Genomic DNA, 24,647 nt, shown 5'->3' on the forward strand with positions numbered 1-24,647 from the left:
GCGTCCTTGCGAAACCTGCCGGGTCCCGTCAGATCGCAGAACGCCTTGGGCGGCTCCCGCCCCAATTTTGAACGACGAATGGAAACGACCAAATGGCTACGGTATTTCCGCCGACTGGTTCGCAGGCGAACCTCGGCGGTCACCAGAGCTGGAGCCGGGAGGCACTCGAAACCTTCATCCTGGCCTGGCCCCTCATTCTGACCAATCTGGTCGAGCTGGCGCTGACCACCACCAATCTCATCCTCGTGGGTGAATTGGGGTCGCAGGCGATTGCCGCCGTGACCCTGGCCAACAATCTGTTCTTCTTCTTTGCCATCATTGGATTGGGCGTGGTGACGGCGGTGGCGCCAATGGTGGCCAGCGCGCTGGGTGCCGGTGACGACAGCGGCCCCGATATCCGCCGCACCGTGCAGCAGGGATTGTGGACGTCGCTGATCGTCTCGATTCCGGGCCTTGCATGCCTGATGAACAGCGAATGGATCATGCTGCATCTCGGCCAGAGCCCCGAGATCGCCAGGCAGGCCTCGCAATATCTCAACGGCCTCGCTTGGTCGCTGCCGGCCTTCGTGGGCTACATCGCCCTGCGTTCGGCGGCAGCCGCCATGGGCCAGCCGCGTGCTGCCTTGTGGAGTGCGCTTGTCGGCATCGTCATCAATGCCGTCCTGGCCTGGGGCCTCACTTTCGGCCATCTCGGCCTGCCGGCCCTCGGCGTGCCGGGCCCGGGCATTGCCACCACGATCGCGACCTGGATCTTCTTCCTGCTGCTTGCCGCCTTCCTGGCCTTCAGCCGGCCGTTCCGGCGCTTTCAACTGTTCCAGAACCTGTGGCGGCCAGACCGGGAGCGGCTCTGGCAGATCTTTCGGCTGGGTGTGCCCATCGCCGTCACGCTCGCCTTCGAGGTCACTGTCTTCAATGCCGCGGCCTTCCTGATGGGGCGCATCGGCGAGACGGACCTGGCGGCGCATGGCATCGCCATCCAGATCGCCTCGATCAGCTTCATGGTGCCGCTCGGCCTCGGCCAGGCGGCGACGGTGCGGGTCGGCCTCGCCTATGGCGCCGGCGACAAGCATGCCATCAGCCGGTCCGGTTGGACGGCCTATGTCCTCGGTGTCGGCTTCATGTGCGCGGCGGCCGCCTTCATGCTGATCGCACCGCATCTGCTGATCGGCCGGTTCATCGATCTTGCCGATCCCGTCAACGCCGATGTGGTGTCCCGGGCCAGCCTGTTCCTGATCTTCGCCGGCCTGTTCCAGATCACCGACGGTGCCCAGGTGGTGGCCGCTGGCATGCTGCGCGGCCTGCACGACACCCTGATCCCGATGCTGCTTGCCGCTATCGGCTATTGGGTGGCGGGGCTGCCGCTCGGCATCCTGCTGGGCTTCCATTTCGGCTGGGGTGGCGCCGGCATCTGGGCCGGCCTGGTAAGCGGGCTGACCGCGGTCGCCGTGCTGATGACCATGCGCTGGCTGCGGCGGGATCGCCTCAAGCCGGCGACCTGAGCCACCGCCATCTCGGTAGGGGGCCAAAACTTCTCTTTGTCGGAATTGGCTGCCTATTGCTGGGACTGGAAGTAGTTCAACCTTTGCCGATAGGCCGCTTCGATGCAGCTGGCTGTAGCGCCGCAGCGATCGCGATTGGTGCGCCAGGCCGTCTGGTTCGCCGACAGGGCAACCTGATCGGCCTTCTGCAGGCTCCTGAAACGAGCCTTGAAGACATTGTCGAGGGCAAGGTCGAGCCGCGCCAGCGTATCGCTCTGGCAAATGGCACGCTCGCTGGGATTGAGACGTCGGCCGCAGGGGAAACTCGGCGACACGGAGGGCGTGCCTGCCGCCTTGTCGACCAGGCTCTTCAGAAAGGCGAGCCGCTGCCGATAGCTCACGCCGATACAGGCCGCGTCCCCGCCGCACTCGTCGCGCTGGGCGCGCCAGGCTGTCTGGTTGGCCTTCAGCTTGGCCTGCAAATCCTTCGGCAGGGCCGAATTGATCATGCCATAGGCCGATGACAGTGTCTGATCGAGGGTGGCAAGACTGCCATCCTGGCAGATGGCGTTTTCAGTGGGATTCAGGCGGCCGTTGCAAGGAAAGCTTGGCGCCACCGATGCGGGAATGGTTCGATCGGGGGCCGCAAAGTCGAGGGCCGCATTCTGTTGCGGCGCGGAGCCGGTTTGGGCGTCACCACCCGTCGTCGCGGCCGGGGCGATGTCGGCTGAGCCTTGCGTCGACTGATCGACCGGTGCCAGGGCAGTGGCGCCAATCGCCTTGACAGGCTGAGGCGTCTCCATCTTTCCGGACATGGCGAAGGAACCGATGATGGCCTCGTTCACCCAGGGGGTCTGGCTGCCCTGGGTCGACTGGTCGACATCGGCCCTGACCTGGCCGAACATCTGGCGGATGTCGAGGCCGGGCGTCTCCATATGGGCAAGCAGCGCGGTGGTGAAGGGCGAGTTGCGCCCGCTGCCATCCTGAGCCACCGAGCCCGGCGCCGTCGAAAAGGCGATCAGCGTGCCCTTGGCCGAGGAGGCGTCGAGATCGATGCGCGCCAGCCCGCGTGTACCAGCCCCCCGCGTCAGCTGGCGCGTCAGGGGATTGTCCCGGCACGAATCCAGGATCACGATCTTCACCTTCGGCGCCGCGCTGTCGACCAGTTCCAGAAGCTTGTCCAAGGACAGGGTCTGGGTATCCAGATCGAGCTCGTCCGAGATCTTGGCCGAGACCGGGACGAGGTAATTGCGCCCCTTCACCTGCACGCCATGGCCCGAATAGAACACCACCACGCTGTCGGCATGATCGGCATCGCGCAGGAACGCCCTGAGCCCGTCATTCATCGCAGCCAGGTCGCCGTCCTTGACCAAGGTCACCGCATAGCCGATCCGCCCCAGCGCCGCCGCCATGTCGTTGGCGTCATTGGCCGGGTTCACCAGCGGCGTCACCGAGCGATAGGCACTGTTGCCGATCACCAAAGCCGCCTTCTGGGCCGCACCGGCCGGCAGCGTGCCTGCCAGAACGAGTGCAGCAAGAAAGAACAGGCGTATCAGGGCCATGATGAGGTCTCTGGGGCTCAGGATCGACAGGCGCGACATTATCTCCGCCAGCGGGCGCAAATCAAACGTGACAGCGCCATCCGAACGTCTCAAAGATGGAAGCCGACAGGTTTTTCTATAGGGAAGCACCAAACTGCTCCCCTTTTCGACAGTCAGGTGCGTTGTGATCGAATATGTCCGCCGAATCCTCGATGCCCGCGTCTATGACGTTGCCCAGAGAACACCGCTGGACCCCATGGTGCGGCTCAGCCAGCGCCTGAACGCGGAAGTCCTGCTCAAGCGCGAGGATCTGCAGCCGATCTTCTCCTTCAAGATCCGCGGCGCCTATAACCGCATCGCCCGGCTCTCGCCCGAAGCCAAGGCGGCCGGCGTCATCTGCGCCTCGGCCGGCAACCACGCCCAGGGCGTCGCCCTCTCGGCAACCAAGCTCGGCATCGCCTCTACCATCGTCATGCCGATCACCACGCCGCGCATCAAGGTCGACGCCGTACGCTATTGGGGCGGCAAGGTCGTGCTCAAGGGCGACGTCTTCGACGAGGCCTATGCCCATGCCCGCGAACTCGAGCGCGAACAGGGCCTCACTTTCGTCCATCCCTATGACGATGGCGACGTCATCGCCGGCCAGGGCACCGTGGCCGTCGAGATCCTGCACCAGCATCCCGCCCCGATCGAGGCGGTCTTCGTGCCGATCGGGGGCGGCGGGCTGGCGGCCGGCATCGCTTCCTATGTCAAGTTCCTTCGTCCGGAAACGAAGGTTATCGGCGTCGAGCCGGTCGACGCCGCCTCGATGCAGGCGGCTATCGCGGCCGGCGAACGGGTGGTGCTGGACCGGGTCGGTCTGTTCGCCGACGGTGTCGCCGTGCGCCAGGCAGGCGAAGAGACCTTCCGGATCTGCCGCGAGCTGCTGGACGATGTCCTGGTCGCCGACACCGATGCCATGTGCGCCGCGATCAAGGACATCTTCGAGGATATGCGGGTGCTGTCCGAACCGGCCGGCGCCCTATCGCTGGCAGGCCTGAAGGCCTATGCGCAGGCCAATCCGGAGAGGTCCGGCGCGCTCATCGCCGTCAACAGCGGCGCCAACCTCAATTTTGACCGCCTGCGCCATGTCGCCGAACGGGCGGAGGTGGGCGAGGCCCGCGAGATCCTGCTCGCGGTGACCATCCCCGAGGAGACCGGCAGCTATCGCCGCTTCATCGAGGTGCTGGGCAGCCGCATCGTCACCGAATTCAACTATCGCTACGCCGGCGGCAGCCAGGCCCATGTCTTCGTCGGCCTGAAACTGGCGGATGCCAAGCGTCAAAAGAGCGAGATCATCGGCCAGCTCGAGCGGCTCGGCTATGGTGTCGTCGACATTAGCGCCGACGAAACCGCCAAGCTGCATGTGCGCTATATGGTCGGCGGACGCGCACCGGGCCTGACAGATGAATTGGTGCTGCGCTTCGAATTCCCCGAGCGGCCGGGCGCTCTGCTCCGGTTTCTCGACGGTGTCGGCTTCGACTGGAACATCACCCTGTTCCACTACCGCAACCATGGTGCGGATTACGGCCGGGTGTTGGTTGGAATCCAGGTTCCAGAGGCTGATCGACCGCGCCTTTTCGAGCGTCTGGGAGAGCTCGGTTACCCCTATGAAGACGAGAGCGCCAACGACGCCTACCGCCTCTTCCTGCACGGCTGAAAACGGCACTCGGAGACTGTCGACAACCTTAAGAAAAAATAAAGCAATAACAGGAAGTTAAGACGTTCACAGCCGGCCATCGAGGGGTATGCTTTTCTCCCATATCAGGGTTGCAGAAAGGCATACCATTCCGTGCATTTTGACACTGCTTCAACACCGAAAAGTCGTAAAGGTCTTACAAGTAGAGACGGTGCGTTAACCGCGCCGATTTACGATGAAAGTGGTGTTGGAGTTGGTACGATGCGTTTGGCGGGATTGTTTGCAGCCAAGGATGGATTTGAAGAAGGCGACATAGCCGGTGTGACGATCGACGTCGTCACCGGGCTGCTTGCCGGTCTCGCCCTCATCATCGGTGTCTGGCTGCTCGGCAGCGCGTTGAACGCCGATGCCGCTCATGTCGCTTCGGCGCTGGCGCGCTGAGGACGACAACGCCGAACCACCGCTTTTTGGCATCGCACGATGGTGACGGCCCCTCCAGGACCATCACCAACCGAACGGCGTGCTGAACGAAATAAAGCAATCCAGACTTGTCTCACAACAGATCTGGACGCTTCACGGTGCACGTGTCGATTTGAGCGGCCGCCTGTCTCGGCAGCGAAGACTATTTGCTCATCGAATTCTTGATCATGCCGACGATGACCTGCAGGATCGCGCCGCCGGCACCGCCGCCGATGACATTGGTGACGATCGAGCCGATGTCAAAATTCCCCGACTGCATGGAGGCGGCGACAGACGGCCAGACAGCGGTGATGATTTGACCCAGCACACCGCCGCCGACCAGACCAGCGATGATGTTGCCGATATTGCCCATGTCGAATTGCGGCAGAGCCTTGCCGGAACCGGCGCCGCCAAGCGCGCCCGCTACCAGGTTGATAAGAATCTGTTCCATTGTCGACTTCCGCTTTCAGTGGCGGTTGGTTGCTGAAAAGATGACCGCCTGCGACAATTTGTACAGATTCTGGTTTCGTTTCAATTAATCCGTGAATCGAACTGCGCTTCGGAGAGCCTTACACAAAGTAAAATCTGTGTATTTCGTGTTTGCAACGTCACCCGGTCTCAGTGGAAGGCTCGCTGCATTGATCCGCGGGGTTCTATCCACCCTGAAGTGGCTTGAAGTCACGCCGCCAAATCGCGCCGGTGATATAGCGCAGAACAGGATTGCCCTCTTTGGCATCGGGCGTAGCCAACAGCGATATCAGGGCCACGCAGGCTTCCTTTCCCTGGTGGATCGTCACCGAGGGTTCCATGCTGGTCCGTTGAGCGCCCGTCTGGCCGTCCCTGTCGGCGGCATTCTTCCACTTGTCGGCGAAGGCCCTTGCCCCCTCCCTGGCGATACCGCAATCGCCATAGGGCAGTGCGATCACCACACCATTGCTGGCCGGCTCCTTTGTCTCGACATCGGCGATGATCCCCCCGAGGGACACGGGCGTGGGGGCCTTTTTTGCCCGCTCTGCCATCTTGTCCGCCAGTACTTTCTTGTCCGCGGTGGGTGACGTTGCCATCAGGTCCATCACATCGTCCCCTTGCATCCAAATCGCGGGGGTGAGAACGATTGCCTGAAGGATCGAGCCCTGGGCAGCCACCTTCTCGATACCGTCAAGGGCCGACTCGATCGGCGCCAGGCCGGCGAGGCTGGTCTTGGCCGAAACAGCACCCGCCTCGGCCGCCGCCCCGGGGTCGGGAGACTGCGCTACGCCATCGGCGAAGGGCACCAGCATCGAGGCCCGGCCCAGCGGGCCGAGGAAGGGATTGGTGGCGCTGCGTTTGGTGAAATCGAGCTTCATCGGCTCGCCATTGCGCCATACCCCATTGGTCAGGCTGAAGCCGCGCTTTCCGAGCCCTTCCACGAAAGGCGCGGATACACCAGGCTCCGTGAAGCGCCAGAGGACGACTGCTCGTGGCGGAGTGCCATAATCGGTGAGGCTGGCAATCTCGTTGCGTTTAAGGCCGGTGTCATCTTGCCAGGACCCGTCCGTGCTCATGAGCAGGGCCTTCAGCGTATCGGTGCCGCCGAAGCCCACCCGTCGCCCCATCGCGGAGACATCCCCCGCATAGAGCGCGCGCAATTCCGACAAGCCGACAAAGCTAGCGGCAATGCCGTTGCGATCCATTGCAACCTTGGCAGGAACACGAGACAGTGCACGCCGCAGCTCCGAATCGGCCGAGGCCGCTCCCGCGACACCGCATAGCAAGGTCGCCGCCGTTATGGCGCCCGCGAGCTTTCTCAATCCGTTCGGCATGAAAATCTCTCCTGTCCATCGCAACGGCGGCAGTGACACACCGGGCGGGCTAAGTCTGTCGCCAGGGGAACTGCATCAGGACTTCTTCGTCGCCCAGCGTGCGGCAGCGGCATCGTCTTCATTCTTGGCGGCGACCCAGCCGGTACCGGAGGCTCGTTCTTCCTTCTTCCAGAAAGGCGCCCGCGTCTTGAGATAGTCCATCAGGAAGGAAGCGGCCTCGAAGGCGGCCTGGCGGTGCATCGAGGCCGTCACCACCAGGACGATGTTGTCGCCCGGCACCAGCCGGCCATGGCGATGGATGATGGTAACGCCCTGTAACGGCCAGCGTTCGCGGGCCTCTGTCTCGATGCGCTCGAGCTCGGCCTGGGCCATCTCGGGATAGTGGTCCAGCGTCATGGCGCTGATGCGATCGTCTTCCGGTCCGGCCCGGCAGATTCCGATGAAATTGACCACGGCGCCGATATCCGTGCGTCCCCGCGTGAGCGCGGCGACCTCGGCCGCGACGTCGAAATCCTCACGCTGCAGACGAACGCTCACTCTTCCCGCTCCCGACGGCCCAAAGCGTTTTCCAGAAAAGTTGATAGACTTTTCGATTAAGAAAACGCGTTAAAACAAAGAGTTAGACTAAAATAGCGATTCGAAGAAAAGTCATTTTGGTCTAACCACCCGTCATGGGCGGAAAGAAAGCGACTTCCCCCGCCCCGGCGAGCGGAGCCGCCGGCTTGACATGGCGCCGGTCGATTGCCGCCCGCACGATCTTGCGGTTCTCGAAGGCATGGGCATGGGCCTCGCTGCGTTCGGACAGAAATTGCATCAGATCCTCGACCGTCTTGACCTCAGCCGGCAAGTCGACTTCCTCTTCCGGCACGCCGATGCGTTCGCGCAGCCAGGCGAAATAGATCAGCTTCATCGCGCGTCCTCCAGCCTCATTACGCATCTTCGAGGAGATGCTGCACGCCGCTGCGGAAATAATCATACCCCGTATAGAGCGTGACCACAGCCGAAACCCAAAGCAGCACCAGGCCGATGATCGTGCAGCCGGGCAGAACCGCATCGCCGGCAGGACCAGCCAGCAGGAAGCCGATCGCCAGGAGCTGGACCGTGGTCTTCCATTTGGCGAGCCGCGTCACGGGCACGGAAACGCGCAATTCGGCCAGGAATTCCCTGAGGCCCGAAACCAGAATCTCACGGCACAGAATGACGATTGCAGCCCATACGGACAGGTTGCCGGTGCTCACGGTCCCCGTCGCCGCCAGCATGAGCAGGCAGGCGGACACCAAGAGTTTGTCGGCGATCGGATCGAGCATGCGCCCAAGCGAGGATTGCTGCCCCCAGGCCCTGGCGAGATAGCCATCGAAATAGTCCGTCACCGCCGCCAGGGCGAAGGCTCCGAAGGCAACCCAGCGCACCCAGATCACCTCCGGCCAGAACAGGCAGGCCACCACCACCGGCACCGCCGCAATCCGGCCATAGGTGAGGATATTCGGCAGGGAGAGCGGTGATGTTCGCTTGGTGGGCACAGGTGCTGTCATGGCTTGAAGGAACATGGCGCGGGCCGCGCCGTCAACCGGCATTAAGGGATGAGGCGAAAGTTCAGGAGGCCTTCTCGTGAAAGAAGTCATAGACTTTGCGGGCGGTCGCCTGATCGATGCCTGGACAGCCTTCGAGATCGGCCATCGAGGCGCGTTCGATCGCCTTGAGAGTGCCGAAATGCCGCAGCAATGCGCGTTTGCGCTGTGGGCCGATGCCGCCGATTTCCCGCAGGCCCCCCTCCTTCATGGATTTGGAACGTTTCTGGCGATGGGCGCCGATGGCGAAGCGGTGGGCTTCGTCACGCAGACGCTGCACGAAATAGAGCACGGGATCGCGTGGGGCGAGCTTGAAGGGCGACTTGCCTTCAACGATGAAGGTCTCACGGCCGGCATCGCGATCGACCCCCTTGGCGACACCGACCAGCGCGACATCCTCGACGCCAAGATCGGCAAAGACCTCGCGGGCGACCTGCATCTGGCCGGCACCGCCGTCGATCAGGACGAGATCCGGCCAGGATGGCATCGCTACATCGTCCGGTTCCGTCCCCTCTTTCGGCTCCGCAATGTCGTCTTTAGGCGCCTCCTTGATCAGGCGGGAAAAGCGCCGTTGCAGCACTTCGCGCATCATGCCGTAGTCGTCGCCCGGTGTGATCTCCGTCGATTTGATATTGAACTTGCGATAATGCGTCTTGGCAAAGCCCTCGCGCCCCGCCACGACCATGCCGCCGACGGCGTTGGTGCCCATGATGTGAGAGTTGTCATAGACCTCGATGCGGCGTGGCGCCTCCTCGAGGCTAAAGGCTTCGGCAACGCCTTCCAGCAGCTTGAGCTGCGAGGAGGATTCGGCCAGACGCCGCCCGAGGGCCTCCCGGGCATTTGTAAGGGCGTGCTCGACGAGGTCGCGCTTCTCACCCCTCTTGGGCGTCGCGATCTCGATGCGATGGCCGGCACGCAGGGAAAGCGCCTGCTGGAGGATCTCGCCGCCCTCGACCTCATGCGAGAGCAGGACGAGCCTGGGGGCGGGCTTATCGTCATAGAATTGGCCGAGGAAGGCATCGAGCACTTCGGCCTCGCTCAACGTGCGGTCGGCCTTGGGGAAATAGGCGCGATTGCCCCAGTTCTGGCCGGTGCGGAAGAAGAACACCTCGATGCAGAACTGGCCGGCCTGCTCGTGCACGGCAAAGACGTCCGCCTCCTCGATCGAGCGCGGATTGATGCCCTGGGTCGACTGAATGGCCGAAAGCGCCGCGAGCCTGTCGCGATAGCGGGCGGCTCGCTCGAACTCCAAGGTCTCGGCGGCCTGTTCCATCTCACGGGCCATCGCCTCCTTGATGGCCTTGGACTTGCCGGTCAGGAAGGCGCGCGCCTCGCCCACCAGGCCGGCATAGTCCTCGATCGAGACCTCGCCGGTGCAAGGCGCGGAGCAGCGCTTGATCTGGTGCAGCAGGCAAGGGCGCGTACGGGTCGAGAACACCGAATCCGTGCAGGAGCGAATGAGAAAGGCGCGCTCCAGCGCATTCATGGTGCGGTTGACGGCCAGAACGCTGGCGAAGGGGCCGAAATAATCGCCCTTGCGCGTGCGCGCGCCGCGATGCTTGGTCAGTTGCGGCGCCGGATGGTCGCCCGTCAGCAGGATATAGGGAAAGGACTTGTCGTCGCGCAGCAGCACGTTGAAGCGCGGCTTCAGGCTCTTGATCAGATTGATCTCGAGCAGCAGGGCTTCGGTTTCCGTCTGGGTCGTGACGAATTCCATCGCCGCCGTCTCGGCGATCATGCGGGCGATGCGAGCGGTCGGCGCGATGCCGCGGGCATAGCTCGACACCCGCTTCTTGAGCGAATGCGCCTTGCCGACATAGAGCACCGTGCCCTCCGCATCGATCATGCGATAGACGCCCGGGGCATTGGGCAGCGTCTTCCAGAAGGCATGGATGACCGCGGTCCCCGCCCGCAGCGAGGACGGCACGGCTTTTTCGTCGAAGGCAAAGTCGACGGAGGAGGAGGCTTCCTCGGTTTCGGCAAGATCGGGCGAGTCGGTCATGGCTGATAAATAGGACGCGGGAGGCACGCTGACGAGAGGGCACGCAGAACACTGGTGAAATTGCCCCCAATCCCTGGCGCACCCGGGCTATTCCCGCTCGGACTACTCAGCCCATGCCAGATGCTGGCCGCCGTCGACGGCGATCATCTGGCCGCTGACGCTGCGGGCCCGGGCGAGGTAGAGCACGGCCTCCACGATATCCTCCACGGCGCTGCCGTGGCCGAGTGGCGTGCCGGCCGCCTCGGCGGCGAATTCCTCGGGTGTCTGAGAGGCGGCCTGCATGGTCGGGCCGGGACCGATGCCATTGACGCGGATATGCGGTGCCAGGGCCTGGGCCAGGGTCTGCGTGGCGACATGCAGCACGGATTTGCTGAGATAATAGGAAACATAATCAGGCCGGGGATGCAGCACGCGCTGGTCGATCAGGTTGACGATGGACGGGTCATAAGCGTGCGGATCGACCTGAGCCGCAAAAGCCTGGGCGAGAAAGATCGGGGCCTGGGCGTTGACGGCGAATTGCCGGTTCCAGATCTGTGCCTGGAGGCTGCCGACGCTGTCCGGTTCGAACATCGAGGCCGAATTCACCAACAGGTCGAGGGTGCCGATGCCAGCGCGCGCCTGCTCGACGATCGCGCTCACCTTGTCTCCCGCGGTCAGATCACCGACGACGATGCAGGTCCTGCGGCCCATGGCCGCTATTTGGGCCGCCACCCCCTCCGCTTCCGCACGCGAGCGATTGCAATGGAGCGCGACATGATATCCGCCCTGCGCCAGACCAAGCGCGATGCTCCGACCGATACGCTTGGCAGCGCCCGTCACCAAGGCGCATTGCGCCCTAGAGCAAAGCGCGTTCATGACTGAACGCTCGTTTGGTCTAGCTCATTGGTTCGACGCGTCTTTGCGATTCTTGCCGATCCCGGCAAATCGAAAAACGCTTGTACTTTTTCCACCATTTTCTCCATTCCGTCGGTCGGCCTGTCTTCATACTGCGTTTACGATGCGGGCAGATTGCTGCCCAGCGTTAACGTCGAACAACCTCTGGGCATTGTTCAAGTGACGGGCTGGCCCGTGCTGGCACCGGAGCAAAATGCGTTCACGGCGGAACGCTTTTTTGCTCTGGCTCTTTAGTTTGACGCGTGTTTGCGATTCGTGGTGACTCCATCAAGTCGCAAAACGCTTTGGCACCGGAACAGGCAACACTGGGACACGATGCTGAAGGTCACTTTCCTCACTTGCGCGATCCTGGCCTGGCAGCCCCTCACCGGAGTGGCGCAGGCCGGCGAAACCGTGCCCGGGGCGCCCTCCGCGCTTTCGCTGGTGTGGACCGGTCGCTTCATTGCCGTGACCAAGGCACCGGTGCTGGCGGGTGTCATCCCGCAGGCTGCCGTCAAGCCAGCGCGCCCGACGGCTGGACAAGACGACATCGACATCGTCGGCTCCATCCCGATCGATTCCCTGGGCGAGAACAGCAAGAACCGTCCGCCCCTGCGCAGCAATGCGCGCCCGACGAGCCTGTGCCTCCTGCCCGGCCTCACCTCGGGCCGAGGCGATGATCTGGCCTGCGGCGGCGTGCAATATAATCGCTGGTCAGCCCGGGCAACGGCGTTCAACTATGATTTGGGTTCGGTTCACTCCGATTTTGCCAATGCACCCGCGCCTTATGCCGCTGGCTGGAAATGACAAACCATCTGAGCCGCGCTAGAATTCACAATATCAATTTCTTGTTAACCATAATAATCATAGAATTACGTTAAGGCAATTTACAGAACATACATCATGGTTAACAAATTATTTCAAATACAATTGAAATCGTTGCCATAATATTGCCTTGTTAAATCTACTTAATAAACCCATCAGGCAACCTTCTCTTAATAGTCTTCACGTAACACGGTCGCATGATTGTTCGATGGGTTGGGGATACCGGCGTCATCGCGTGTATGAGTTCCAGGAGTTCACGATGAAAAAGCTTCTTCTCGCCACAGCAGCGACGCTGATCACCGGGTCCGCCTTTGCGGCCGACATTCCGCAGTATCAGGAGCCCGCGCCGGCCTATCAGGCTCCGGCTTCCAACGTGACTTGGACGGGCTTCTATGCCGGTATCAATCTCGGCTACGGCTTTTCCGGTGACTTCGACGCCAATCGCGGCGTCCGCCTGAACGAGGCCAGCGGCTTCACCGGCGGTGTCCAGGCCGGCTACAACATGCAGTACGATCCGATCGTGGTCGGTCTCGAAGGTTCGCTGAACTATGCGGACATCACCGACAAATATGATGGCCATAAGGGTACCTACGGCTTCAACGGCTCGATCACGCCCCGCCTCGGCTATGCCATGGGCGACTTCCTGCCTTACATCAAGGCCGGTCTCGCCTTCGGCGATGTCGAGATCAACCGCTTTGGTGCCAAGGATTCGCAGTGGCAGGTCGGCTGGACCGCCGGCTTCGGTGCTGAATATCGCGTAACCCCGGAGGTTTCGGTCCGGGCTGAGTACAACTACACCAGTTATGGCAAGGATGACTTCGACATCCGCAGCGGTATCGTCAAGGCCGGTTATGGCGGCAGCGACATCAAGCTGGGCGTGAACTATCACTTCTGATCCGTTCGGAAGACAGCGCTCCGAAGAGGCCCGGCACAGCGCCGGGCCTTTTTCGTTCGGGCGCCGCTATCCAGCTTTGGCCAGGGATGTCCGGCCTTCCCAGATCATGCTGCCCACCACAGCCAGGAGAACCACGCCACCGCCAGCCAAGGCCGCCATTCCCGGCGCTTCTCCGAAAGCAAGCCAGACCCAGAGGGGAGCAAGCGGCGTTTCCAGCGCGCCGATCAGCGCCGTCTGTGCAGCTGGAATGAATTTCGCACCTATGGTGAAGCAGACCAGGGCGAGCCCCATATTGCTCACGCCAAAGGCCACCAGCATGGCAACCTGCTGGCCATCGGCCGGCCAGCTCGACATCAGGGGCGCGCTGATCAGCGACGGCACCAGCGCCGACAGGCAGGCGGCCGGCACCAATGGTACGTCGGGAAAGCGCCGCCGCATCACCACGAAAGCGGCAACCAGCACCGTCATCGCAAGCGCCAGGGCATCGCCGATCAGGCTCCCCTGCCCGCCACCGCCAACCACGGTCATCGCCACGCCGGCAACGGCCAACAGGCTGGCGACCAGCACGGCGGCGGAAACCCGCTCGCGCATCACCAGCCAGGCCAACCCGGCCGCCGCAAATGGCACCGTGGCATAGATGATCGAAACATGAGCCACGTTGGTAAGCCGCAGCGACGCGACGAAGCAGGCCATGCCCAGGCTCGACAGCAGGCAGAAGCCCAGCCCGATCCATCCCATCGCCCTGAAGCTGCGCCAGGTATTACGCCCCTCTAGAGCCAGGATGAAGGCCAGGCTGGTGGCTGCGCCGAACAGGCCCCGCCAGAACAGCAAGGCAGCGATGTCGAGCGGCACCGCCCGAGTGAAATAGCCGGCCGTACTCCACAGGATGGCGGAGGCCGTCACCAGCACCACGCCGAAATGGCGCGGGGAGAATGCGGCCGGCATGCTTTCCTCGATGGACATCGCAATCTCCGATATGGCTGGATACCGATTGACAGATGCACATTGAAGCAGAACCTTGCTGACATGAATCTGTCAGCAGTCTCTGCGGAGACCGCGATTAACGGCTTGTCTCCCATGCGCCGCACCACACGCCTGTTCGAGATCATCCAGCTCCTGCGCGTTGCCAAGAAGCCGGTGACGGCCGAGGCGATCGCCGCGCAGCTCGAAGTCGCAAAGCGCACCATCTATCGCGATATCGCGTCGCTTCAGGCCCTGTCGGTGCCCATCTATGGCGAAGCCGGCATCGGCTATGTCATGCGCTCGGGCTATGACCTGCCACCGCTGATGCTATCGATCGAGGAAGTCGAAGCCCTGGTGGTTGCCCTTGGCCTGCTGGAACGCACCGACGACCGCGCGCTCAAGACGGCGGCGGGCTCGATCCGAGCCAAAATCGCCAGCGTCCTGCCGATTGCCAATCGCGAGCCCATCGACAAGACCCGTCTCTTCGTGCCGCAATGGATCCATCCCGAGCCGGTCAGCGTCGATCTTTCCGCCATTCGCCTGGCCATTCGCGACGAACGCAAATTGTTGCTGCATTATGCCGACGCCCAGGGGCGGGAAAGCCGACGCATCATTCGCCCGATCGCCATGGTCTATTATGTCGAGGTGATGCATGTCGTCGCCTGGTGCGAATTACGTCGGGACTTCCGCAGCTTCCGGGCCGACCGCATCCGCCGGTGCGAGGTCACGCAGGAACGCTTCGAAGGCGAAAGCGCGGCCTTGCGCGCGGCCTGGGAAGCACGCCAGCGTGAAGAGGCGCCGCAGCGCTAGCGCCCCAAGCTTTCAGACGAACAGCAACGACATGACCGGGCGGAGGCGACAACCACCGCTCAAGGCCAACGGCCTTATGCCATGAGGCATTGACAATGACTCATGGTTCCGCCTCGCGATTTTCGCCAAATCTTTGATTTGGTGTCGAAAATCGCGAGGTGCTCAAATCTCGGATGCATCGACATCTTCGAGACCTGATATTATTCCGGGCGTGTCAGACCGAAGGCCGGGATTTTCGCCTCGAAGGCAGCCAGCCAGGCCTGCAGCTTGGGAAAATGCTGCCGCCAGGTTCCGGCGAAGCGCAAATCGAGATAGCCGAGCGCACAGGCCAGCGCGATGCTTCCCGCATCCAGCGCCGGATCGAAGGCCCCTGCCCGCGCCTCGAACGCGGCCAGGCCGCGCGCAACCTTGCCGGCCTGGATGTCGAGCCATTTGGCGCTGCGCTGGTCTTCGGGACGGATCCTCGCCTCATAGACCTGGAGCAATGAGGCATCCATGATGCCGTCCGCCAAGGCCTGACGCGTCAGCACCTCATAGCGCCCCGCCCCATGCGGCACGATGCGCCCACCCCCTGCGAGGTGGTCGAGATAATCGAGAATGACCCGGCTGTCGTAGAGAATGGTCCCGTCTTCCAGGATCAGTACCGGGATCTTGCCGAGCGGATTCTGCCCGCGCAGGCTGTCCTGCGGGTCATTGGTATCCGCAGGAACCACGGTGATGCTGTCGAGCAAGCCGAGATAGTGCGCGGCAATCTTGACTTTCCGCCCAAAGGGCGACGGGGGCGAGGAGCGCAATTGCATGGCGGAGCCGAGATCCAGTGCTGGAATCATGAGCGCTCCTGCGAGCGCTCGTCCATCCATTACCGCATTTCAGCCGCTAGTGCGGAAATAGCAGTCAGGCCTTCACCAGATTAACGGCCTTCGGTCCCTTGCCCTTCTTGTCGGGTTCGACATCGAAGGAGATCTTCTGGCCTTCCGACAATGTACCCAGACCGGAACTTTCGACTGCGGTGATGTGAACAAAGATGTCGCGTCCACCATCGTCAGGCGTTATGAAGCCATAGCCTTTTTGGGTGTTGAAGAACTTGACGGTGCCGCTCTGCGCCATCTTACGCTCCCAGTCCCGATCTGGCCGGATGACCAGATCCATTCCACACCAGTGCGAAATGAGTTTCATCCAAAGGACGTTTGTACGCAAGAGGCGATATGAACCCCACGGGCGATCGACCCTTGCCGCGCCGCACAAAATTTATCGATACTGGAAATCCATATGAGCGAAGACATCCCCTATAATCGCGCCGCGCCATTGCCGGGTGTCCTCGAGGAATTGTCGCCGGGTGTCCGCCGTATCGTGGCTCCCAATGGCGGAGCCTTCACCTTCACCGGCACCTGTTCCTATATCGTCGGACGCGGCAAGGTTGCCATCATCGATCCCGGCCCGGACGATCCCGGCCATGTCGCTGCCCTGCTGTCGGCGGTGCGCGGCGAGGAAGTGGTGGCGATTGCCGTCACGCATACCCACCGCGACCACTCGCCGGCCGTGCCGGCACTGGTATCGGCCACCGGCGCACCCACTCATGGCGCCGGCCCGCATCGCAGCGCCCGGCCCCTGCATGAAGGCGAGGTCAATCTGCTCGACGCCGCCGGCGACCTCGCCTTCCATCCCGACGTGGTTCTGGCCGAGGGCGATCGGTTCGGGCCGCCGGACTGGCCGTTGACGGCGGTGGCGACCCCCGGTCACTGCGCCAACCATCTCGCATTTTCGCTGGAGGCGGACAAGGTGCTGTTGTCGGGCGACCATGTCATGGCCTGGTCCACCAGCATCGTCGCCCCGCCCGATGGCTCGATGGGCGACTACATGGCCTCGCTGGAGAAGCTCATCGGCAGGCCGGAGGCACGCTACTTTCCCGGTCATGGCGGGCCGGTCGAGCAGCCCCAGCGTTTCGTGCGCGCCATGATCCAGCACCGCCGCATGCGTGAGGCCTCGATCCTCCAGGCCCTGGGAGACGGCCCCACGCCGATCACGCCATTGACCGCCAGGGTCTATGCGGGACTGCCGGCCGGGCTACAGGGAGCGGCGGCCCTCAACCTGTTCGCCCATCTCGAAGACCTGGTCCAGCGCGGCAAGGTCGTCACCGAAGGGGCTCCTTCCATGGCGGGCCATTACTGGCTGGCCTGATCCGGCGTCAGAGCTCGATCGCGCAATTCGGCCATGAAACTCTGCACATGCTTGGCGTTGGCACCGAAATCGTAGGAGCCGTAGCGAGCCGCCGAGCGCATGTCGATGCGCGTCTTGCCGCCCTCGCCCCGGATGCGCAGGGCGATGTCATCGGTGGTACCCAGAAGCGTGGATGAGGCGATCGCCTCGATGCGATCGCTAAAGCGCCTTTGCGTGGCGGCCGATCCTGTGGGCGCGCCTCCGGCCGTGTCGGAGTCCGCGGAATCGCCATCCTCGCGGATGCTGTCCGGCAAGCGAATGCGCGCAGCCATCTCGCCAAAGCGCAGATCGCCCACGATCTGCCAGCGCCTGTCCCGCATCAGGCGAAGCGCAATTTTGCGAATATCATCCGGCGGGACATCGAGGAGAATCGATTGGATCTGCGGCAAGGCTTTGCGCTGATAGGCTGCAAGCCCCACCGCGTAGGCGGTCGAATTGGCATCGCCAGCGCGCGTGCGGGCGGCATGGGCCAAAGGCGGCGGATCGTCGGGATCGGTGCTGACATCGACGATGTCAGGCACGCTGAGAGCGAGACTGGCGGCAATCGCCGCAGGGCCCAGCAGCAGGATGGCGAGCAGGAAAGCGCTGAAGGCCCGGCCGAAGCCCCTCTCGCCCTTGCGCCAGATCACCTGGAAGGCGATCACGGCGCAGAGCAAGGCGGCGCAGGCCGCCAGCAGTCCCGCGCACAAGGCGGCAAAACCAGCCTTGAGCGGGGCGAGATGAAAGCGCATCAGAACCAGCGAAATCAGCACGACCTCGAAGGCAAAGACCGCCAAACTCTGCGCGACACGGGCCCAGCCGATCGGCGGAGGCGCCGGACGCCGCAGCATCAGGGCGCGCCCGCCAGCGACTGCAGGAGATCGGGCAGGTCCATCACGCTCTCGATGACATGATCGGCATGCGGCGCCAATTCCTCCCGCTGCGCGAAGCCGCTGAGTACGGCGATGGCTGTGCCTCCGGCTGCCTTGACGGCATGCAGGTCATGGGTGGAATCGCCGACCAGGGCGATTTCCCGAGGCGCGACCCCGAAAGCCCCGGCAAAGCCGAGCACCGGGCCCGGCTCCGGCTTGCGGCCATGGCCTGAATCATAGCCAAGTACGGCGTCGAGCCAGGGCATCAGGCCGAGCTTCTCGCAGTGGGCACGGGCGCCCGCTTCGGAGTCATTGGTGCAGATGCCCAGGAGGTAGCCCCGGCTCTTCAGGGTGGACAACAGCCAGGGCGGGTCCCCGATCGGCGTGACGTGTTTCAGGCCTTCTTCGATGAAGATACGGTCCATCTGCTCAAAGAAGGCCGTATCGGCGACCTCCCCGAGCACCTCGGCCCAGGCGACGCCATAATCGGCCGAAGATTCAGCCACCAGCACCGAATGCGGCAGAATGCGGTGGCTCTCCAGGTCGTAATCGTTGATCTCGACCAGCTTCGCCATCTTCTCGGGGTCGCCACCACTCAGGCGCTGCATGGCAGCATAGGCGGCGGCGCTCCAGGTGAGGTGGAAGTCGACCAGGGTCCCGTCCTTGTCGAAGAGTATAGCGCGTATCGGCATGTCGAATCCCAGTCTACAGCCCTTTCTCGCCCTCCATAAGGAATTTGGTCGGCGTGGCATACCGAATTCACGCAGGAGCCAGAAATCGGCTATGATGCGTCAAACCAGTACCCGAACGTCGCATGCTCGACGTATGGGCCGAAATCGCCGCCTTCCAGAGATTTCGCAGCGCGAACATATTGCGGAATCTCGCGCCAAATCCCATGTTCCACGCACGCGTGGGCTTCGTGCCACGGTGGCAGGCTGCCCATGAGGGGGCCGGCGGGAGAGATTTTGAAACATGCGTGACCCCTATAGCGTCCTTGGCGTTTCCAAGACGGCAAGCTTGGCTGAGATCAAGAAGGCCTTCCGGAAGCTCGCCAAGCAGTACCACCCCGATCAGAACAAGGATGCCAAGGCCGCGGCGAAGTTCGCCGAGGTCAATAGCGCTTATGAAATCGTCGGTGACGAGAAGAAGCGGGCCCAGTTCGACCGTGGCGAGATCGACGCCGAGGGCAAGCCGCGCTTCCAGGGCTTCGAGGCCGCGGGCGGCTCCGGTGGTGGATTTGGGCGCGATACCGGCGGCTTCGAGTTCAATTTTGGTGGCGGTCGGGGCGGTAGTAGTAGCAGCACCGGCGGAGGTTTTGCCGGCGGTTTCGACGATATTCTCAGCGAGATGTTCGGCGGACGCGCCCAGCGCGGCGGCAGTTCGCGTGGTTCGGCGCCCCGCGGCGACGACATCCAGGTCACCGGCCAGATTCCCTTCACGGTCTGGGCGCTGGGCGGCAAGACACGGGTCGAGCTCGGGCCAGGCCGCATGGTGGACGCCTCCATTCCGGCCGGCATCGCTCCTGGCAAGACCATCCGCCTCAGGGGCCAGGGCGAGCCCAGCCCGTTCGGCGGCGAACCCGGCGATGCGCTGATCACGGTGGCCGTGGCGCCGCACGATACGTTCCGCGCCGATGGCAGGAACGTGCGTGTCGACGTCAACGTGACCGTCTATGAGGCAGCGCTCGGCGCCAAGGTGCGCGTACCGACGCTGGACGGCTCCGTCGATCTTACTTTGCCCGCCGGCACCACGGGGCTGCGCTCCTTCCGCCTCAAGGGCAAGGGCGTGCAGGCCAAGGACGGCCCCGGCGACCTCATCGTACAGCCCAGGATCATCATGCCCGGCAAGATCGATCCCGAACTCGAGGCCGCTCTCGTGAAGCTGCGCGACAAGGGTTACGATATCGGGCGATGAATCAAGGAGCGGGTCTTCAGACCCGCCATCGGGCGGTACGTGTCCAGAGCGTTTTGCGATTAGACGGAATCACCTCGAATCGCAAAGACGCGCCAGAACAAAGAGTTAGAGCAATAAGCGTTCACGCCTGAACGCGTTTTGCTATAGGCGGGTCTGAAGGCCCGCCCCTTATTTCTCGAACGGCCAGGCCAGCGGCGTGCCGACCTGCCCCTGATGACGCAGGACATGGTCAGCGAGCACGCAGGCCATCATCGCCTCTCCCACCGGTACGGCCCGGATACCGACACAGGGGTCGTGACGCCCCTTGGTGATGATATCGGTGTCGCGGCCATAGCGATCCACCGTACGGCGCTCCTGCAGGATGGAGGAGGTCGGCTTCACCGCGAAGCGCACCACCACGGGCTGGCCGGTGGAGATGCCGCCGAGAATGCCGCCGGCATGATTGGACAGGAATAGCGGCCTTCCGTCATTGCCCATGCGCATCTCGTCGGCATTCGCCTCGCCTCCGAGTTCGGCTGCGGCGAAACCGTCCCCGATCTCCACGCCCTTGACTGCATTGATGCTCATCATGGCCGCGGCAAGATCCGAATCGAGCTTGCCGTAGATCGGGGCGCCGAGGCCGGGCTGCACCCCTTCGGCCACCACCTCGATCACGGCGCCGATCGAGGAGCCCGCCTTGCGCACGCCATCGAGATAGTCCTCGAAGAAGGCGGCCGCGACCGGATCCGGACAGAAGAACGGATTGGCGTTCACCGCCTCCCAGTCCCAGCGGTTGCGATCGATCTTGTGCGGCCCCATCTGCACGAGCGCCCCCCGAACGCTCACGCCCGGCAGGACCTGCCGGGCCACCGCCCCGGCCGCCACGCGGGCCGCCGTCTCGCGTGCCGAGGACCGCCCGCCGCCGCGATAGTCACGGATGCCATATTTGACGTCATAGGCATAATCCGCATGGCCGGGGCGATACTTGTCCTTGATCTCCCCATAATCCTTGGAGCGCTGATCGACATTCTCGATCATCAGGTGGATCGGGGTTCCCGTGGTCAGCAACAGCCCACTCGCTTCGTCGGCCATCACGCCCGAAAGGATACGCACGCTATCCGGCTCGCGGCGCTGGGTGGTGAAGCGGCTCTGCCCCGGCTTGCGGCGATCCAGGAAGCCCTGGATCATCGCCTCGCTGATCGGCAGGCGCGGCGGACAGCCATCGATCACGCAGCCCAGCGCCACGCCGTGACTCTCGCCATAGGTGGTGACGCGGAAGAGATGGCCGAAGCTGTTGAAGGACATGAGAACTCGCAGGGAACGGGTGATGGGCGCCTTCTACAGCATTCGTACCAAAACTCAATTTCGGCCGCTCGCCCAGCGCTAAACGTCTGCCCAGCTTTGGCTTGCCGCGGCTCCGATCGATCAGAATAGACAAGGCATTATCCGGGATCGAATTAGGATTCGATCAGGTAGCGCCGCCGAATTCTCAAACGAAGGTCAAAATTCGGCCATCTCGCGGTTCCATGTCTGAGTCGGTCTGGATATCGAAATCGCTATCAAGATCGAATATACTGGAGGAAATACCATGAACCTACGTCGTTTTGGCCTGCTTCCGGCAATTGCATTGGCACTTTCCTTAGGCGTTGGCGCAGCCTCGGCGCAGACCACTCCTCAAGCTTCACCACCGGCAACGACCGCTCCGACCGAGCAGATGGCGCCCGCCACTGCGCCGACGACCCCGAAGGCCAAGAAACCCTCGCTCGATGCCAGCAAGAAGGCGGCGATTTCCAAGGCGTGCTCCGATGCCGCCGACAAGCAGGGACTGAAAGGCAAACCCCGCAAGAAATTCCGCGAAAGCTGCAAGCACAAGGGCGGCCCGGCCACCTGACCCGAATCTGCTGCCGCTGCGAGCGGCCTCTGCTCGACGAGGCCGGCAAGCCTCGCCGGGCCTGACGACCACGACCGCCGAAGCCGGTTATCTGCTTCGGCGGCTCTGGCCAGCCCGTTTTTTCGGGAAATATCTTAGACGTAATTGCTCACGTGGGTCATTCCAGACGCGCTGCAGCACGTAGTGATGCGGCGCAGATCCGGGATCGTAAGCCAGCCGAGGCTCATTCTCAGCGCGGTCCCCGGACCAAACCGAGGTTTGGTCTGACTGCGAAGCAGCATTCCATGCTGCATCGCGCACGGGATGACCAGGGGGTGAGCAATTGCCCCTAGACCCATTCAGCCGATTTGTTGCGGAAGACCAGAAGCTTGCCCTGCCAGATCGGCTCCTCGGCGGCCTGACCGCTGGCTTTTCCCGCCAGCAGCACCATCAGCACGCGGGCAACGCCGCCATGGCTGACCACCACGAGATCCTGGGTCACAGTCTTGAGCCAGAGTGCGATGCGGTCATGCAGCATGGCGTAGCTCTCGCCGCGCGGCGGGACATAGGCCCATTTGTCGGCAGTCCGCGCCTTCACCATGTTGCGATCCACCGAGCGCAGTTCGGCCCAGGTCCGGCCTTCCCAATCGCCGAAGGTCAGTTCCTTGAGACGGTCATCGGTGGTGTAGCGCTGCGGTGGCAGGCCGATCGCCTTGCGTGCCAGTTCCGCCGTCTCGCGGGTGCGCCCGAGCGGGCTGACCAGCCAGGGCAGACCATCCGGCGCCGGCAGGACCTCGGCAAGCTTGTGGCCGGCCTCGGTGGCCTGCTTGCGTCCGACCTGGTTGAGGGGAATGTCCTGCTGGCCTTGCAGGCGCGCTTCGGCGTTCCAATCGGTCTCGCCGTGGCGCATGAAGTAAAGTGTGGGCGCCACGGGCTTACTCCTGCTTTGGACGCATGAATCAGACGGGAGGCCGTCCTGCCTCCCCAAGCAGAGCTTCCAGATGTCGCCCTCGAATGGGTAACACCGAGAAGCTCGCAAGTGTTTGAGAGCTTGCGGATTCTTCTTGATCGAGCACACGGCTCGATCAAGAAGAATCCGCTCGGACGGGCATCACGCCATCGGCGAACGCCCACCTCGTTTCGTGCTGTCCGGCCTGTCAGCGGCTGCTGGACCGGCGCTCCAAGGCCTGCCCTCGCGCTCAGTCCTTGCCGGCGAGCGTGATGTCGGGCGAGGTCGGATTCTTCATGCCGACCACATGGTAGCCGGCATCGACATGATGCACTTCGCCGGTAACGCCGCGCGACATGTCGGATAGCAGATATGCTCCTGCTTCGCCCACCTCCTCGATGGTGACGGTGCGGCGTAGCGGCGCGTTATATTCGTTCCACTTCAGGATGTAGCGGAAATCCCCGATGCCGGAAGCGGCCAAAGTCTTGATCGGACCGGCGGAGATGGCGTTCACCCGAATCGCTTTCTCGCCGAGATCGGCGGCGAGATAGCGCACGCTCGCCTCGAGAGCGGCCTTGGCCACGCCCATGACGTTATAGTGCGGCATCCACTTCTCGGCGCCATAATAGGTCAGCGTCAGGATCGAGCCGCCATCCGTCATCAGCTTCTCGGCGCGCTGAGCGACCGAGGTGAGCGAATAGCAGGAGATCAGCATCGTCTTGGTGAAGTTCTCTTCGGTCGTCTCGAGATAGCGGCCGTCGAGCTGGTCCTTGTCCGAAAAGGCGATGGCGTGAACGATGAAATCGAGCTTGCCCCATTTGGCAGCGACTTCGGCGAACACGGCATCGATGCTGGCCCCGTCGGTGACGTCGCAATGGCCGACGACCAGGGCATCGAGTTCGGCAGCCAATGGCTCGACGCGCTTCTTCAGGGCATCCCCCTGATAGGTGAAGGCCAGCTCGGCGCCATGCTGCCTGCACGCCTTGGCGATGCCCCAGGCGATCGATCGATTATTCGCCACACCCATGATGAGGCCGCGCTTGCCGGCCATCAATCCACTTGCTGTCATTCCGCAACTGCCTATTCGAAAGGAACGGCATGAATAACGGAAGGCTGCGCAGGGGGGAAGGGGCGATAGGTCTATTTGTTGAGGAATAGACCGTCCCTGTTACGCCGAAAGCGTCGGCAGCCGCCTTATCGTTCCCGGAATACCGCCTTCACACATGCTGGCCACCATTGATGGCGATCTCGGCCCCGTTCACATAGGAGCTCTGATCCGTGCAGAGGAAGTAGATGGTCTTGGCCACTTCATCGGGTGTACCGAGGCGCCGCATCGGAATCTGAGCGACGATCTTTTCGGTACCGGGCGAAAGGATCGAGGTATCGATTTCGCCAGGCGCGATCGCATTGACCCTGATACCGCGCGGCGCAAAGTCCGAGGCCATCTCACGGGTCAAGGCAGCCAGGGCGGCCTTGGAGGTCGAATAGGCGGCACCGGCAAAGGGATGAACGCGTGCGCCGGCAATCGAGGTGACGTTCACCACCGAGCCCTTGACCTGTTCGAGCTCTTGGATCAGCCCGCGCGCCAGCATGATCGGCGCGAAAAAATTGACCTGGAACACCCATTGCCAATCCGAAAGCCCGGTCTCGATGCTGCTCAGGCGCGAGCCGCTCTTGCCCTTTGGCGAAATCGCCGCGTTGTTGACCAGCGCATGCAGGCCGGTGCCGTCGAGACGGCGCTTGATCTCCTCGATCGCTTCCTCGGTATTGGCCGGATCGGCGAGATCGACCTGGATGTGATCCTCCGGGCCTGCCTCCCAGGGACATTCCTCGGGAAAAGCGTGGCGGGAGCAGGTGATGACCCGCCAGCCTGCCGCTGAAAAGCGCTTGACGGTCGCATGCCCGATCCCCCGGGAGGCGCCGGTGAGAATCATCGCGCGCTGCGGATGCTGGGCGGAACTGCTTGCCATGAC

The 24,647-nt window shown here is 63.0% G+C and carries 27 protein-coding genes; 10 read left to right on the forward strand and 17 right to left on the reverse strand.

What is annotated here, in order from left to right; all coding sequences use genetic code 11:
- Window positions 1–92 precede the first annotated feature (92 nt).
- The gene (locus ACZYTC_RS13760; protein ID WP_488989820.1) at window positions 93–1,499 is read left to right on the forward strand and encodes an MATE family efflux transporter; all 1,407 of its coding nucleotides are present in this window, start codon (window positions 93–95) and stop codon (window positions 1,497–1,499) included.
- Between the two features lie 53 nt (window positions 1,500–1,552).
- Here ACZYTC_RS13760 and ACZYTC_RS13765 read toward each other — a convergent pair whose 3' ends face one another.
- Window positions 1,553–3,079 (reverse strand): caspase family protein, encoded by a 1,527-nt coding sequence (locus tag ACZYTC_RS13765; RefSeq protein ID WP_488989821.1) that lies wholly within the window; start codon window positions 3,077–3,079, stop codon window positions 1,553–1,555.
- A gap of 124 nt (window positions 3,080–3,203) precedes the next feature.
- Here ACZYTC_RS13765 and ilvA point away from each other — a divergent pair, with 124 nt between their 5' ends.
- A complete protein-coding gene (gene ilvA / locus ACZYTC_RS13770) occupies window positions 3,204–4,718 on the forward strand; it encodes a threonine ammonia-lyase, biosynthetic (RefSeq protein ID WP_481274081.1) in 1,515 nt (504 codons plus the stop codon).
- Window positions 4,719–4,958: 240 nt separating this feature from the next.
- Window positions 4,959–5,138: a hypothetical protein gene (locus tag ACZYTC_RS13775; protein ID WP_209431936.1), complete on the forward strand. Its 180-nt coding sequence runs from the start codon at window positions 4,959–4,961 to the stop codon at window positions 5,136–5,138.
- 181 nt (window positions 5,139–5,319) lie between these two features.
- On the opposite strand, the gene ACZYTC_RS13780 is transcribed toward ACZYTC_RS13775, so the two are convergent.
- From ACZYTC_RS13780 to ACZYTC_RS13810, 7 genes are all read right to left on the reverse strand, one after another.
- On the reverse strand, window positions 5,320–5,607 hold the full coding sequence (locus ACZYTC_RS13780) for a hypothetical protein (RefSeq protein WP_068284544.1): 288 nt from the start codon (window positions 5,605–5,607) through the stop codon (window positions 5,320–5,322).
- A gap of 202 nt (window positions 5,608–5,809) precedes the next feature.
- On the reverse strand, window positions 5,810–6,958 hold the full coding sequence (locus ACZYTC_RS13785) for a hypothetical protein (protein ID WP_434955528.1): 1,149 nt from the start codon (window positions 6,956–6,958) through the stop codon (window positions 5,810–5,812).
- A 75-nt stretch (window positions 6,959–7,033) separates the two neighbouring features.
- Window positions 7,034–7,495 (reverse strand): molybdenum cofactor biosynthesis protein MoaE, encoded by a 462-nt coding sequence (locus tag ACZYTC_RS13790; protein WP_434955527.1) that lies wholly within the window; start codon window positions 7,493–7,495, stop codon window positions 7,034–7,036.
- Between the two features lie 121 nt (window positions 7,496–7,616).
- Window positions 7,617–7,868, reverse strand: a complete 252-nt coding sequence (gene moaD / locus ACZYTC_RS13795) for a molybdopterin converting factor subunit 1 (RefSeq protein WP_434955526.1) — start codon at window positions 7,866–7,868, stop codon at window positions 7,617–7,619.
- Between the two features lie 19 nt (window positions 7,869–7,887).
- Window positions 7,888–8,490: a CDP-diacylglycerol--glycerol-3-phosphate 3-phosphatidyltransferase gene (gene pgsA, locus ACZYTC_RS13800; RefSeq protein ID WP_434955525.1), complete on the reverse strand. Its 603-nt coding sequence runs from the start codon at window positions 8,488–8,490 to the stop codon at window positions 7,888–7,890.
- Window positions 8,491–8,551: 61 nt separating this feature from the next.
- The gene (uvrC, locus tag ACZYTC_RS13805) at window positions 8,552–10,528 is read right to left on the reverse strand and encodes an excinuclease ABC subunit UvrC (RefSeq protein ID WP_488989822.1); all 1,977 of its coding nucleotides are present in this window, start codon (window positions 10,526–10,528) and stop codon (window positions 8,552–8,554) included.
- A gap of 102 nt (window positions 10,529–10,630) precedes the next feature.
- Window positions 10,631–11,383, reverse strand: coding sequence for an SDR family oxidoreductase (locus ACZYTC_RS13810; protein WP_488989823.1), 753 nt, complete (start codon window positions 11,381–11,383; stop codon window positions 10,631–10,633).
- A 27-nt stretch (window positions 11,384–11,410) separates the two neighbouring features.
- Here ACZYTC_RS13810 and ACZYTC_RS13815 point away from each other — a divergent pair, with 27 nt between their 5' ends.
- The 3 genes from ACZYTC_RS13815 to ACZYTC_RS13825 all read left to right on the forward strand — a co-directional run bounded on the left by ACZYTC_RS13815 (window position 11,411) and on the right by ACZYTC_RS13825 (window position 13,121).
- A complete protein-coding gene (locus tag ACZYTC_RS13815) occupies window positions 11,411–11,656 on the forward strand; it encodes a hypothetical protein (RefSeq protein WP_434955522.1) in 246 nt (81 codons plus the stop codon).
- An 81-nt stretch (window positions 11,657–11,737) separates the two neighbouring features.
- Entirely contained in the window at window positions 11,738–12,208 is a 471-nt protein-coding gene (locus ACZYTC_RS13820; RefSeq protein WP_434955521.1) for a hypothetical protein, read from the forward strand.
- Window positions 12,209–12,485: 277 nt separating this feature from the next.
- Window positions 12,486–13,121, forward strand: a complete 636-nt coding sequence (locus ACZYTC_RS13825) for an outer membrane protein (protein WP_434955520.1) — start codon at window positions 12,486–12,488, stop codon at window positions 13,119–13,121.
- Window positions 13,122–13,187: 66 nt separating this feature from the next.
- Here the strand turns inward: ACZYTC_RS13825 and ACZYTC_RS13830 are convergent, their stop codons facing one another.
- On the reverse strand, window positions 13,188–14,084 hold the full coding sequence (locus tag ACZYTC_RS13830; protein WP_488989824.1) for a DMT family transporter: 897 nt from the start codon (window positions 14,082–14,084) through the stop codon (window positions 13,188–13,190).
- A 114-nt stretch (window positions 14,085–14,198) separates the two neighbouring features.
- On the opposite strand from ACZYTC_RS13830, the gene ACZYTC_RS13835 reads away from it, so the two are divergent.
- On the forward strand, window positions 14,199–14,894 hold the full coding sequence (locus tag ACZYTC_RS13835; protein ID WP_434955518.1) for a helix-turn-helix transcriptional regulator: 696 nt from the start codon (window positions 14,199–14,201) through the stop codon (window positions 14,892–14,894).
- Between the two features lie 200 nt (window positions 14,895–15,094).
- On the opposite strand, the gene ACZYTC_RS13840 is transcribed toward ACZYTC_RS13835, so the two are convergent.
- Both ACZYTC_RS13840 and ACZYTC_RS13845 read right to left on the reverse strand, forming a co-directional pair.
- Window positions 15,095–15,724: a glutathione S-transferase gene (locus ACZYTC_RS13840; RefSeq protein WP_488989825.1), complete on the reverse strand. Its 630-nt coding sequence runs from the start codon at window positions 15,722–15,724 to the stop codon at window positions 15,095–15,097.
- Window positions 15,725–15,788: 64 nt separating this feature from the next.
- On the reverse strand, window positions 15,789–16,001 hold the full coding sequence (locus ACZYTC_RS13845; RefSeq protein WP_068284736.1) for a cold-shock protein: 213 nt from the start codon (window positions 15,999–16,001) through the stop codon (window positions 15,789–15,791).
- A gap of 162 nt (window positions 16,002–16,163) precedes the next feature.
- Here ACZYTC_RS13845 and ACZYTC_RS13850 point away from each other — a divergent pair, with 162 nt between their 5' ends.
- Entirely contained in the window at window positions 16,164–17,072 is a 909-nt protein-coding gene (locus ACZYTC_RS13850; protein WP_441774509.1) for an MBL fold metallo-hydrolase, read from the forward strand.
- Here ACZYTC_RS13850 and ACZYTC_RS13855 read toward each other — a convergent pair.
- Together ACZYTC_RS13855 and ACZYTC_RS13860 are read right to left on the reverse strand one after the other, a co-directional pair.
- Window positions 17,057–17,941: a DUF1499 domain-containing protein gene (locus ACZYTC_RS13855; protein WP_434955515.1), complete on the reverse strand. Its 885-nt coding sequence runs from the start codon at window positions 17,939–17,941 to the stop codon at window positions 17,057–17,059. The two genes, ACZYTC_RS13850 and ACZYTC_RS13855, sit on opposite strands and share 16 nt — an antisense overlap.
- A complete protein-coding gene (locus tag ACZYTC_RS13860) occupies window positions 17,941–18,654 on the reverse strand; it encodes an HAD family hydrolase (RefSeq protein ID WP_434955514.1) in 714 nt (237 codons plus the stop codon). The genes ACZYTC_RS13855 and ACZYTC_RS13860 overlap by 1 nt, the downstream gene beginning before the upstream one ends.
- 280 nt (window positions 18,655–18,934) lie before the next feature.
- Between ACZYTC_RS13860 and ACZYTC_RS13865 the strand changes: the two genes are divergently transcribed.
- Complete coding sequence (locus tag ACZYTC_RS13865; RefSeq protein ID WP_441774512.1) at window positions 18,935–19,876, forward strand: DnaJ C-terminal domain-containing protein; 942 nt, start codon at window positions 18,935–18,937, stop codon at window positions 19,874–19,876.
- A gap of 168 nt (window positions 19,877–20,044) precedes the next feature.
- Here the strand turns inward: ACZYTC_RS13865 and aroC are convergent, their stop codons facing one another.
- Window positions 20,045–21,160 (reverse strand): chorismate synthase, encoded by a 1,116-nt coding sequence (gene aroC, locus ACZYTC_RS13870; RefSeq protein WP_488989826.1) that lies wholly within the window; start codon window positions 21,158–21,160, stop codon window positions 20,045–20,047.
- A 283-nt stretch (window positions 21,161–21,443) separates the two neighbouring features.
- Between aroC and ACZYTC_RS13875 the strand changes: the two genes are divergently transcribed.
- On the forward strand, window positions 21,444–21,746 hold the full coding sequence (locus ACZYTC_RS13875; RefSeq protein WP_488989827.1) for a PsiF family protein: 303 nt from the start codon (window positions 21,444–21,446) through the stop codon (window positions 21,744–21,746).
- 328 nt (window positions 21,747–22,074) lie between these two features.
- On the opposite strand, the gene ACZYTC_RS13880 is transcribed toward ACZYTC_RS13875, so the two are convergent.
- From ACZYTC_RS13880 to ACZYTC_RS13890, 3 genes are all read right to left on the reverse strand, one after another.
- Window positions 22,075–22,656, reverse strand: a complete 582-nt coding sequence (locus ACZYTC_RS13880) for a histidine phosphatase family protein (protein WP_434955510.1) — start codon at window positions 22,654–22,656, stop codon at window positions 22,075–22,077.
- A gap of 268 nt (window positions 22,657–22,924) precedes the next feature.
- Complete coding sequence (gene fabI / locus ACZYTC_RS13885; protein ID WP_068284574.1) at window positions 22,925–23,743, reverse strand: enoyl-ACP reductase FabI; 819 nt, start codon at window positions 23,741–23,743, stop codon at window positions 22,925–22,927.
- 148 nt (window positions 23,744–23,891) lie between these two features.
- A complete protein-coding gene (locus ACZYTC_RS13890; RefSeq protein ID WP_434955509.1) occupies window positions 23,892–24,644 on the reverse strand; it encodes an SDR family NAD(P)-dependent oxidoreductase in 753 nt (250 codons plus the stop codon).
- Window positions 24,645–24,647 lie beyond the last annotated feature (3 nt).

It is taken from the genome of Labrys sp. F242, assembly GCF_057813875.1.

Coding starts and splice junctions, on each gene's coding strand:
- ACZYTC_RS13760 (WP_488989820.1), top strand. CDS start 93: ATGGCTACGGTATTTCCGCCGACTGGTTCGCAGGCGAACCTCGGCGGT.
- ACZYTC_RS13765 (WP_488989821.1), bottom strand. CDS start 3,079: ATGTCGCGCCTGTCGATCCTGAGCCCCAGAGACCTCATCATGGCCCTG.
- ACZYTC_RS13775 (WP_209431936.1), top strand. CDS start 4,959: ATGCGTTTGGCGGGATTGTTTGCAGCCAAGGATGGATTTGAAGAAGGC.
- ACZYTC_RS13780 (WP_068284544.1), bottom strand. CDS start 5,607: ATGGAACAGATTCTTATCAACCTGGTAGCGGGCGCGCTTGGCGGCGCC.
- ACZYTC_RS13785 (WP_434955528.1), bottom strand. CDS start 6,958: ATGCCGAACGGATTGAGAAAGCTCGCGGGCGCCATAACGGCGGCGACC.
- moaD (WP_434955526.1), bottom strand. CDS start 7,868: ATGAAGCTGATCTATTTCGCCTGGCTGCGCGAACGCATCGGCGTGCCG.
- pgsA (WP_434955525.1), bottom strand. CDS start 8,490: ATGACAGCACCTGTGCCCACCAAGCGAACATCACCGCTCTCCCTGCCG.
- uvrC (WP_488989822.1), bottom strand. CDS start 10,528: ATGACCGACTCGCCCGATCTTGCCGAAACCGAGGAAGCCTCCTCCTCC.
- ACZYTC_RS13810 (WP_488989823.1), bottom strand. CDS start 11,383: ATGAACGCGCTTTGCTCTAGGGCGCAATGCGCCTTGGTGACGGGCGCT.
- ACZYTC_RS13820 (WP_434955521.1), top strand. CDS start 11,738: ATGCTGAAGGTCACTTTCCTCACTTGCGCGATCCTGGCCTGGCAGCCC.
- ACZYTC_RS13825 (WP_434955520.1), top strand. CDS start 12,486: ATGAAAAAGCTTCTTCTCGCCACAGCAGCGACGCTGATCACCGGGTCC.
- ACZYTC_RS13830 (WP_488989824.1), bottom strand. CDS start 14,084: ATGTCCATCGAGGAAAGCATGCCGGCCGCATTCTCCCCGCGCCATTTC.
- ACZYTC_RS13835 (WP_434955518.1), top strand. CDS start 14,199: ATGCGCCGCACCACACGCCTGTTCGAGATCATCCAGCTCCTGCGCGTT.
- ACZYTC_RS13840 (WP_488989825.1), bottom strand. CDS start 15,724: ATGATTCCAGCACTGGATCTCGGCTCCGCCATGCAATTGCGCTCCTCG.
- ACZYTC_RS13845 (WP_068284736.1), bottom strand. CDS start 16,001: ATGGCGCAGAGCGGCACCGTCAAGTTCTTCAACACCCAAAAAGGCTAT.
- ACZYTC_RS13850 (WP_441774509.1), top strand. CDS start 16,164: ATGAGCGAAGACATCCCCTATAATCGCGCCGCGCCATTGCCGGGTGTC.
- ACZYTC_RS13855 (WP_434955515.1), bottom strand. CDS start 17,941: ATGCTGCGGCGTCCGGCGCCTCCGCCGATCGGCTGGGCCCGTGTCGCG.
- ACZYTC_RS13860 (WP_434955514.1), bottom strand. CDS start 18,654: ATGCCGATACGCGCTATACTCTTCGACAAGGACGGGACCCTGGTCGAC.
- ACZYTC_RS13865 (WP_441774512.1), top strand. CDS start 18,935: ATGCGTGACCCCTATAGCGTCCTTGGCGTTTCCAAGACGGCAAGCTTG.
- aroC (WP_488989826.1), bottom strand. CDS start 21,160: ATGTCCTTCAACAGCTTCGGCCATCTCTTCCGCGTCACCACCTATGGC.
- ACZYTC_RS13875 (WP_488989827.1), top strand. CDS start 21,444: ATGAACCTACGTCGTTTTGGCCTGCTTCCGGCAATTGCATTGGCACTT.
- fabI (WP_068284574.1), bottom strand. CDS start 23,743: ATGACAGCAAGTGGATTGATGGCCGGCAAGCGCGGCCTCATCATGGGT.
- ACZYTC_RS13890 (WP_434955509.1), bottom strand. CDS start 24,644: ATGGCAAGCAGTTCCGCCCAGCATCCGCAGCGCGCGATGATTCTCACC.